Here is a 433-nt window from a genome sequence, read left to right on the forward strand (position 1 = left end):
GGCGCTCGGGTGGTACCCGTGACCGCCCTGGGGGGCGGNGTGGTACCCGTGACCGCCCTGAGGGGCGGAGGGGTGTCCGGCGCCGCCGGACGGGTCGACGATCGCCTCGATCTTCCAGTCGACATGGAACTGCTCGGCGAGGGCCTGCCTCAGCACCTCCTCGCTGCCGCTGCTCGCGAAGTTGTCACGCGCGCCGGCGTTGAGGAAGCCGAGCTGGAGGGTGGTGCCGTCGAACCCGGCCACCTGGGCGTTCTGGCTGAGGAGGATCCAGGTGAAGCGGCGCCTGTTCTTGACGGCGTCGAGGACGCCGGGCCACATGGCGCGGACCTGGGCGGCGCCCTGCGCCATGTCGGCGGAGACCGCGGGCCCGGCGGCGGGCGGCGCGGCNNGGNNGNTGCNNNCNACTNCANAANNNANGNTNNTGNGCCACCCT

1 pseudogene is annotated in these 433 nt (G+C 73.4%); it reads right to left on the reverse strand.

The window, feature by feature from the left end:
* Positions 1-39 precede the first annotated feature (39 nt).
* Positions 40-387 (reverse strand): annotated as a pseudogene (locus MW084_RS13445) (DNA polymerase III subunit gamma and tau); the annotation flags it as partial.
* Positions 388-433 lie beyond the last annotated feature (46 nt).

The organism is Streptomyces sudanensis, from assembly GCF_023614315.1.
Classification (GTDB): domain Bacteria; phylum Actinomycetota; class Actinomycetes; order Streptomycetales; family Streptomycetaceae; genus Streptomyces; species Streptomyces sudanensis.